General features: G+C 51.5%; 12 protein-coding genes. 11 read left to right on the top strand and 1 reads right to left on the bottom strand.

Annotated elements, in window-relative coordinates; all coding sequences use genetic code 11:
• Nucleotides 1–2: 2 nt before the first annotated feature.
• Together ACYAC5_RS17650 and slyD are read left to right on the top strand one after the other, a co-directional pair.
• On the top strand, nucleotides 3–197 hold the full coding sequence (locus ACYAC5_RS17650; protein ID WP_007892203.1) for a YheV family putative zinc ribbon protein: 195 nt from the start codon (nucleotides 3–5) through the stop codon (nucleotides 195–197).
• A 193-nt stretch (nucleotides 198–390) separates the two neighbouring features.
• Nucleotides 391–945, top strand: a complete 555-nt coding sequence (gene slyD, locus ACYAC5_RS17645; RefSeq protein ID WP_049851962.1) for a peptidylprolyl isomerase — start codon at nucleotides 391–393, stop codon at nucleotides 943–945.
• 44 nt (nucleotides 946–989) lie between these two features.
• Here slyD and ACYAC5_RS17640 read toward each other — a convergent pair whose 3' ends face one another.
• Entirely contained in the window at nucleotides 990–1,208 is a 219-nt protein-coding gene (locus ACYAC5_RS17640) for a protein SlyX (protein ID WP_137386638.1), read from the bottom strand.
• Nucleotides 1,209–1,488: 280 nt separating this feature from the next.
• Between ACYAC5_RS17640 and fkpA the strand changes: the two genes are divergently transcribed.
• From fkpA to tuf, 9 genes are all read left to right on the top strand, one after another.
• Nucleotides 1,489–2,319: an FKBP-type peptidyl-prolyl cis-trans isomerase gene (fkpA, locus tag ACYAC5_RS17635; RefSeq protein WP_101762637.1), complete on the top strand. Its 831-nt coding sequence runs from the start codon at nucleotides 1,489–1,491 to the stop codon at nucleotides 2,317–2,319.
• Nucleotides 2,320–2,493: 174 nt separating this feature from the next.
• Nucleotides 2,494–3,216: a helix-turn-helix transcriptional regulator gene (locus ACYAC5_RS17630; RefSeq protein WP_007886240.1), complete on the top strand. Its 723-nt coding sequence runs from the start codon at nucleotides 2,494–2,496 to the stop codon at nucleotides 3,214–3,216.
• Nucleotides 3,216–3,602: a sulfurtransferase complex subunit TusD gene (gene tusD / locus ACYAC5_RS17625; RefSeq protein ID WP_110867598.1), complete on the top strand. Its 387-nt coding sequence runs from the start codon at nucleotides 3,216–3,218 to the stop codon at nucleotides 3,600–3,602. Before ACYAC5_RS17630 ends, tusD begins: the two co-directional genes overlap by 1 nt.
• Entirely contained in the window at nucleotides 3,602–3,961 is a 360-nt protein-coding gene (gene tusC, locus ACYAC5_RS17620) for a sulfurtransferase complex subunit TusC (RefSeq protein WP_137386635.1), read from the top strand. The genes tusD and tusC overlap by 1 nt, the downstream gene beginning before the upstream one ends.
• A gap of 9 nt (nucleotides 3,962–3,970) precedes the next feature.
• Complete coding sequence (tusB, locus tag ACYAC5_RS17615; RefSeq protein ID WP_192414886.1) at nucleotides 3,971–4,258, top strand: sulfurtransferase complex subunit TusB; 288 nt, start codon at nucleotides 3,971–3,973, stop codon at nucleotides 4,256–4,258.
• A gap of 126 nt (nucleotides 4,259–4,384) precedes the next feature.
• The gene (gene rpsL / locus ACYAC5_RS17610) at nucleotides 4,385–4,759 is read left to right on the top strand and encodes a 30S ribosomal protein S12 (protein ID WP_006120575.1); all 375 of its coding nucleotides are present in this window, start codon (nucleotides 4,385–4,387) and stop codon (nucleotides 4,757–4,759) included.
• A 96-nt stretch (nucleotides 4,760–4,855) separates the two neighbouring features.
• On the top strand, nucleotides 4,856–5,326 hold the full coding sequence (gene rpsG, locus ACYAC5_RS17605; RefSeq protein ID WP_007886246.1) for a 30S ribosomal protein S7: 471 nt from the start codon (nucleotides 4,856–4,858) through the stop codon (nucleotides 5,324–5,326).
• A gap of 93 nt (nucleotides 5,327–5,419) precedes the next feature.
• Nucleotides 5,420–7,534: an elongation factor G gene (gene fusA / locus ACYAC5_RS17600; RefSeq protein WP_101762633.1), complete on the top strand. Its 2,115-nt coding sequence runs from the start codon at nucleotides 5,420–5,422 to the stop codon at nucleotides 7,532–7,534.
• A gap of 69 nt (nucleotides 7,535–7,603) precedes the next feature.
• On the top strand, nucleotides 7,604–8,788 hold the full coding sequence (gene tuf, locus ACYAC5_RS17595) for an elongation factor Tu (protein ID WP_110867595.1): 1,185 nt from the start codon (nucleotides 7,604–7,606) through the stop codon (nucleotides 8,786–8,788).
• Nucleotides 8,789–8,917 lie beyond the last annotated feature (129 nt).

Genomic DNA, 8,917 nt, shown 5'->3' with positions numbered 1-8,917 from the left:
GTATGCGTAAACAATTTATTGCCGGTGCGGTTTGCCCGCACTGCCAGGAAAAAGACACGTTGGCATTGTGGCGTGAGAACAATGTTGATGTGGTGGAGTGCGTCGAGTGCGGTCATCAAATGCGGGAAGCGGATAAGCAGGTGCGCGATCAGGTTCGCAGCAATGAGCAAGTGATCGGCATTTTTCATCCTGAGTAGCGCAATGGCTCAGCTTTTTTTAAGCTTGAACTTACAGCGGGATTGAATTCCGTTACAATCGGCGCCATTAACGCTGAGCAGTATGCAACAACACATTTGTTGGCATCCTCAGTCTTGAACCTTTCTGGTTGGTTATTGCACGCAAAATTGACCAATGGGACGGGATCTTAGTTCTCAACGGTTAGGAGATATCATGAAAGTAGCAAAAGACCTGGTGGTGAGCCTGGCGTATCAGGTTCGTACCGAAGACGGTGTGTTGGTTGACGAGTCACCGGTGAGTGCGCCGTTGGACTATCTGCACGGTCATGGTTCCCTGATTTCTGGTCTGGAAAAAGCGCTGGAAAATCATGATGTAGGCGATAAGTTTGACGTGCATATTCCGGCGAACGACGCTTACGGTCAATACGATGACAACCTCGTACAGCGCGTGCCAAAAGACGTGTTTATGGGCGTTGACGAACTGCAGGTTGGCATGCGCTTCCTGGCAGAAACCGATCAGGGTCCAGTTCCGGTTGAAATCACCGAAGTTGAAGATGAGCACGTAGTGGTTGATGGTAACCACATGCTGGCGGGTCAGAACCTGAACTTCAACGTGGAAGTTGTGGCGATTCGCGCAGCGACCGAAGAAGAGCTGGCGCACGGCCACGTGCATGGCGCGGATGGTCATCATCACGATCATGACCACGACCATGGTCACGATCACGGCCAGGGCGGTTGTGGCACTGGCGGTTGCGGCTGCAGCCACTAATCAGTGTTACGCTGGCGAGGCCACCTTCGGGTGGCCTTTTCTTTTTAGTAATGTGGCGGCGGGGTTTCTTCAGATTGCGAGGCAATTATCGACGGCGCGCTATCTTTCACTTTATCGATTAACAGACGGACCTGCTCACGCAGTCTGATCATCTCCAGCTCATGCTGAACCACCGTTTGATTGAGCTGATCGATGGTGTATTCCTGAAAAGCCAGCTTGCTCTCCAGCGCCTCAAGGCGTTGTTCCCATTCTGTTGGTTGCATGATCTTTCCTCATCTTGCGGTGCTGCACGTTAGTCTGTTTCGGGCCTGATTCTACGGCCTTTCGCTTCAGAATCACCTGATATTTTACCTTTCCGCGCCATGCTGCATTGAAACGCCGCATAACGCCTATATCTCTGATGAAACTTCCTGAAGCAAAAAAGGTCGGAGGTTGGACGGGTAATTACATTGTGGGAGTGTTCGCCGCTGCCACGTAAAGTTATAGTGTGGGCCTCAGTCCGCAATGATTCCCGAGGTTAGAGGCTTCGGTTTTGGAGAAAGGATGAATTCACTGTTTAAAGTCACATTGTTAGCTACCACCATGGCCTTCGCGCTGAATGCACCGCTGGCAATGGCAGCAGAAACCGCCGCTGCTCCAGCAGACGCCGCTCAGGCTGCGCCGCAAGCACCGAAAAATGCTGCCTTCAAAAACGAAGACCAGCAATCAGCTTATGCACTTGGCGCGTCCCTGGGTCGCTACATGGACAACTCTCTGAAGGAACAAGAGAAGCTGGGCATCAAACTGGATAAAGATCAGTTGATCGCGGGTGTTCAGGACGCCTTTGGCGGCAAGAGCAAACTCTCTGATCAAGAGATCGAGCAAACCCTGCAGGCCTTTGAAGGCCGCGTAAAAGGTGCTGCTCAGGCGAAGATGGAAAAAGACGCGAAAGAGAACTCCGATAAGGGTTCCGCTTACGCTGACAAATTCGCCAAAGAAAAAGGCGTGAAGAAAACCGAATCTGGCCTGCTGTATCAGGTAGAGAAAGAAGGTACCGGTAGCGCGCCGAAAGACAGCGACACTGTGGTTGTGAACTACAAAGGGACGCTGATCGACGGTACTGAGTTCGATAACTCTTATACCCGCGGTGAGCCGCTGTCGTTCCGTCTGGACGGTGTGATTCCGGGCTGGACCGAAGGTCTGAAGCACGTGAAGAAAGGCGGTAAAATCAAGCTGGTGATCCCACCGAACCTGGCTTACGGCAAAAATGGCGTTCCGGGTATTCCGGCGAACTCCACGCTGGTGTTCGATGTTGAACTGCTCGACATCAAACCCGCGCCGAAAGCGGACGAAAAAGCGCAGGCTCCAGTCGCTGCCGATCAGAAAGCACAGTAATCTTAACTTTCTGCATCACGCCGCCCTCGGGCGGCGTTTTTATTGCGGAGAAGAGAGTAAAGGTCTGGCTAAAGACCAGCACATTTGCCAGACTAGCGCCTGCACAATTATCACAATATGAGTCTGCCCCAATGCTGTCGAGACAGGCTCCAGCCATTTAGGGTAATGTCTTCGATGTCTAATCCATTCAATCCCGGTGAACTGACTGACTTCGATTTACTGGAGCAACGTCCGTTCGAGCAAGCAGATTACGATATCCTCAAATCCTACGAAGCCGTTGTCGATGGCCTGGCGATGCTGATTGGCTCGCACTGCGAAATCGTGCTGCACTCGCTGGAAGATTTGAAGTGTTCTGCGGTGCGTATCGCCAACGGTGAACATACCGGGCGTAAAGTGGGTTCGCCGATTACCGATTTGGCGCTGCGTATGCTGCACGATATGCATGGCGCCGACAGCAATGTCTCGAGAGCCTACTTTACGCGCGCGAAAAGCGGTGTGCTGATGAAATCGGTCACGATCGCGATTCGTAATCGCCAGCAGCGCGTTATTGGCCTGCTGTGCATCAACATGAACCTCGACGTTCCGTTCTCGCAGATTATGTCGACCTTTATGCCGCCGGAGATGCAGCAGGTGGATTCCAACGTCAACTTTGCCAGCTCGGTGGAAGATCTGGTGATGCAGACGCTTGAGTTCGCGATTGAAGAAGTGAGCGCTGACCGTAACGTTTCGAATAATGCCAAGAATCGCCAGATCGTGCTCAATATGTATGAGAAGGGTATCTTCGACATTAAAGATGCGATTAACCAGGTCGCCGATCGCCTCAATATCTCCAAGCACACGGTTTACCTCTACATTCGCCAGTTTAAAAGCGGTGATTTTCAGGGGCAGGATCGCTAATGCGTTACACCTTGCTGGTCACCGGACCAGCTTACGGAACGCAACACGCCAGCAGCGCGCTGCTGTTTGCGCGCGCACTTATTAAGGCCGGGCATCAGCTGGAGAGCGTGTTCTTCTATCGTGAAGGCGTATTGAACGCCAACCAACTGAGCGCGCCGGCCAGCGATGAGGTGGATATGGTGCGTGAATGGCAGCAGTTGCGCGCTGAAAGTGGCGCCGCGCTGAATATCTGCGTGGCCGCAGCATTACGTCGTGGCGTAACCGACGCGCAGGAAGCCGCGCGCTTGCAACTGGCGGGCAGTAACTTGCAGCCGGGTTTTGAACTCAGCGGTTTGGGCGCATTGGCAGAAGCCGCGCTTAGCTGCGATCGTCTGGTGCAATTCTGATGAACCGCGTGGCTTTTCTATTTACTCAGGCACCGCACGGCAGCAGCGCGGGCAGGGAAGGGCTGGATGCTGTGCTGGCGACGGGCGCGCTAAGCGAAGATATCGGTCTGTTCTTTATCGGGGATGGCGTGCTGCAGCTCAATCGCGACCAACAACCTGAGCAAATTCTGGCGCGTAACTACATCGCGACCTTTGGCGTGCTGGAGTTGTACGATATTGACCAGTGTTTTGTCTGCGCCGATTCGCTGCTGGCGCGCGGGCAAAGTTTGACGGCCGAACGTGTGTTAAACGCTGAAGTGATGGATGCCGCATCGCTACGCGAGAAGCTGGCTTCCTATCATCGTGTTATTCGATTCTGAGAACTGATCATGCTCTACACGCTGCTGCAATCTCCCTGGCAATGCGACCTCGATAGCCTGCTGCTTTTATTGCAGGAAGGCGACGATCTGCTTTTATTGCAGGATGGCGTCAGCGCCGCTTTGGCTGGCAGCCAAATGTTAATCAAGCTCAGCGCATCGCCGGCTACGCTGTGGGTATTAGAAGAAGATGTTGCGGCGCGTGGCCTGGCTGAGCAAATTTCGACCAAAGTAGCACGTTTGGACTATACTGGTTTCGTTGCGATGACAGCGAAGCATCCACAACAAGTGGCCTGGTAAGAGCGAAAACCTGGTTATTTCTTGACACCCTTTTGACACAGCCCTAAAATTCTGCCTCCTCGTAGTAATACGAGGCGATTTATTACGTGTTTACGAAGCAAAAAGCTAAATCCCAGGAGCTATTTAATGGCAACAGTTAACCAGCTGGTTCGCAAACCACGCGTACGCAAAGTTGCAAAGAGCAACGTGCCTGCGCTGGAAGCTTGCCCGCAGAAACGTGGTGTATGTACTCGTGTGTACACCACTACCCCTAAAAAACCAAACTCAGCACTGCGTAAAGTTTGCCGTGTGCGTTTGACCAACGGTTTTGAAGTTACCTCCTACATCGGTGGTGAAGGTCATAACCTGCAGGAACACTCAGTGATCCTGATCCGTGGCGGTCGTGTTAAAGACTTGCCAGGTGTGCGTTACCACACCGTTCGTGGCGCGCTGGACTGCTCAGGTGTTAAAGACCGTAAGCAGTCACGCTCCAAGTACGGCGTGAAGAAGCCAAAGGCTTAATGGTTCTCCGTTAAGTAAGGCCAAACGTTTTAACTTAAATGTCAAACTAAACTCGTAGAGTTTTGGACAATCCTGAATTAACAACGGAGTATTTCCATGCCACGTCGTCGCGTCATTGGTCAGCGTAAAATTCTGCCGGATCCTAAGTTCGGATCAGAGCTGCTGGCTAAATTTGTAAATATCCTGATGGTAGATGGTAAAAAATCTACTGCTGAATCTATCGTCTATACCGCGCTTGATACCCTGGCTCAACGCGCTGGTAAAGATGGCCTGGAAGCGTTCGAGGTTGCTCTCGAAAACGTACGTCCGACTGTCGAAGTTAAGTCACGTCGCGTTGGTGGTTCTACCTACCAGGTTCCAGTTGAAGTCCGTCCGGTTCGTCGTAATGCCCTGGCAATGCGTTGGATCGTAGAAGCTGCTCGTAAACGCGGTGATAAATCTATGGCTCTCCGCCTGGCGAACGAACTTTCTGATGCTGCAGAGAACAAAGGTACTGCAGTTAAGAAACGTGAAGACGTTCACCGCATGGCTGAAGCCAACAAGGCGTTCGCACACTACCGCTGGTAACAGCAACGTAGTTGTTATAAACCCAGCGGGCGTCCCAGTGACTCACCTGCTGGGCTTTTTTAACTTAGAACGTCTAAGAATCAGAGGAATCAAATGGCTCGTAAAACACCCATTGAGCGCTACCGTAACATTGGTATCAGTGCGCACATCGACGCCGGTAAGACTACAACTACCGAACGTGTTCTGTTCTACACCGGTGTAAACCACAAAATCGGTGAAGTTCATGACGGCGCAGCAACCATGGACTGGATGGAGCAGGAGCAGGAACGTGGTATTACCATCACGTCTGCTGCGACTACCTGTTTCTGGTCTGGTATGGCTAAGCAGTTTGAACCACACCACGTAAACATCATCGACACCCCGGGACACGTTGACTTCACCATCGAAGTTGAGCGTTCTATGCGTGTGCTTGATGGCGCAGTAATGGTTTACTGTGCAGTTGGTGGTGTTCAGCCACAGTCTGAAACCGTATGGCGTCAGGCTAACAAATATAAAGTTCCACGCATCGCGTTCGTTAACAAAATGGACCGCATGGGTGCTAACTTCCTGAAAGTTGTTGACCAGATGAAAGTGCGTTTGGGTGCAAACCCAGTTCCACTTCAGCTGGCTATCGGCGCAGAAGAAGGTTTCACCGGTGTTGTTGACCTGGTGAAAATGAAAGCGATCAACTGGAACGATGCCGATCAGGGCGTTACCTTCGTTTACGAAGATATTCCAGCTGATATGCAGGAACTGGCTGAAGAGTGGCGTGCGAAGCTGGTTGAAGCCGCTGCTGAAGGTTCTGATGAGCTGATGGAGAAATTCTTCGGCGGTGAAGAGCTGACCGAAGAAGAGATTAAAACTTCTCTGCGTAAGCGCGTTTTGAAAAACGAAATCATCCTGGTGACCTGTGGTTCTGCATTTAAGAACAAAGGTGTTCAGGCGATGCTGGATGCGGTAGTTGAATACCTGCCAGCACCGACTGACGTTACCGCGATTAACGGTATGCTGGACGACGGTAAAGACACGCCGGCTGAGCGTCATTCCGATGACAAAGAGCCGTTTGCTGCACTGGCGTTCAAAATCGCTACCGACCCGTTTGTTGGTAACCTGACCTTCTTCCGCGTTTACTCTGGTGTTGTTAACACCGGTGACACCGTGTTCAACCCGGTTAAGTCAAACCGTGAGCGTCTGGGCCGTATCGTTCAGATGCACGCGAACAAACGCGAAGAGATCAAGGAAGTTCGTGCGGGCGATATCGCCGCTGCGATCGGTCTGAAAGACGTAACCACTGGTGACACCCTGTGTGACCCAGACAACGTCATCATTCTTGAGCGTATGGAATTCCCTGAGCCGGTAATCTCTATCGCCGTTGAGCCGAAAACCAAAGCTGACCAGGAAAAAATGGGTCTGGCTCTGGGTCGTCTGGCGAAAGAAGATCCATCATTCCGCGTATGGACTGATGAAGAAACCAACCAGACCATCATCGCAGGTATGGGTGAGCTGCACCTCGACATCATCGTTGACCGCATGAAGCGTGAATTCAACGTTGAAGCGAACGTCGGTAAACCTCAGGTTGCTTACCGTGAAGCGATTCGCGCGAAAGTTACCGATATCGAAGGTAAACACGCCAAGCAGTCTGGTGGTCGTGGTCAGTATGGTCATGTTGTTATCGACATGTACCCACTGGAGCCGGGCGTTAATCCGAAAGGTTACGAATTTGTCAACGATATCAAGGGCGGTGTGATTCCAACTGAATACATCCCTGCGGTTGATAAAGGTCTCCAGGAGCAGCTGAAATCAGGTCCACTGGCTGGTTATCCGGTAGTTGATCTGGGTGTTCGTCTGCACTTCGGTTCATACCATGATGTCGACTCCTCTGAGCTGGCGTTTAAACTGGCTGCTTCTTTAGCCTTTAAAGATGGCTTTAAGAAAGCACAACCTGTTCTGCTTGAGCCAATCATGAAGGTTGAAGTAGAGACTCCGGAAGAGAACACCGGTGACGTTATCGGTGACCTTAGCCGTCGTCGTGGTATGCTCAAAGGACAGGAATCTAACGCTACTGGCGTTCAGATCCATGCTGAAGTTCCGCTGTCTGAAATGTTCGGATATGCAACCCAGCTGCGTTCTCTGACCAAAGGCCGTGCTTCTTACTCCATGGAGTTCCTGAAGTACGATGATGCGCCGAACAACGTCGCTCAGGCCGTTATTGAAGCTCGTAGCAAATAAGCTACGGTTTAAAAATTGTGAACTGATGCCTTCATGACTCATGAAGGCACAACGTAAGGAATTATCGCCATGGCGAAAGAGCAATTTCAGCGTAACAAACTGCACGTAAACGTGGGCACCATCGGTCACGTCGACCACGGTAAAACCACCCTGACTGCAGCAATTACTACCGTACTGGCTAAAACCTACGGCGGTAAGGCAAGCAAATTCGATGAGATCGATAAAGCGCCAGAAGAGAAAGCACGTGGTATCACCATCAACACTTCTCACGTTGAATACGAAACCCCGTCTCGCCACTATGCGCACGTTGACTGCCCAGGCCACGCCGACTATGTGAAAAACATGATCACCGGTGCTGCGCAGATGGACGGCGCGATCCTGGTTGTTGCTGCGACTGATGGCCCAATGCCACAGACCCGTGAGCACATCCTGCTGGGTCGTCAGGTTGGCGTTCCTTACATCATCGTGTTCCTGAACAAGTGCGACATGGTTGATGATGAAGAGCTGCTGGAACTGGTTGAGATGGAAGTACGTGACCTGCTGTCAGCTTATGACTTCCCAGGCGACGACACTCCAATCGTACGTGGTTCTGCTCTAAAAGCGCTGGAAGGCGACGCTGAGTGGGAAGCTAAGATCATTGAGCTGGCTGAGCACCTGGATACCTATATCCCAGAGCCAGTACGTGCAATCGACAAGCCGTTCCTGCTGCCAATCGAAGACGTATTCTCAATCTCTGGCCGTGGTACCGTTGTTACCGGTCGTGTTGAGCGCGGTATTGTTAAAGTGGGCGACGAAGTTGAAGTTGTTGGCCTTAAAGACACGGTGAAATCAACCTGTACTGGCGTTGAAATGTTCCGCAAACTGCTGGACCAGGGTCAGGCAGGCGAGAACTGTGGTGTTCTGCTGCGTGGTATCAAGCGTGAAGACATCGAGCGTGGCCAGGTTCTGGCTAAGCCGGGTTCAATCAAGCCACATACCCAGTTCACTTCAGAAGTTTACGTTCTGTCTAAAGATGAAGGCGGCCGTCATACTCCGTTCTTCAAAGGCTACCGTCCTCAGTTCTACTTCCGTACCACTGACGTGACCGGTGACGTTCAACTGCCAGAAGGCGTTGAGATGGTAATGCCAGGCGACAACGTAAAAATGACCGTTACTTTGATCAAGCCAATCGCTATGGATCAGGGTCTGCGTTTTGCAATCCGTGAAGGCGGCCGTACTGTTGGTGCGGGTGTTGTTGCTGAAATTATCGCTTAATTGCGTTAATGTTGATGGCTGTTTCGGCAGTCATCGCAGCATGAAAAAGAGCACTTCGGTGCTCTTTTTTTATGTCTGAATTTTGCCGTTTCGATTAATCCTACATAAAAGCTGCGTTTGAAATAAAAA

It is taken from the genome of Pantoea sp. y20 (genome assembly GCF_054903455.1).
This window is presented reverse-complemented; position numbering and strand designations above follow the sequence as displayed.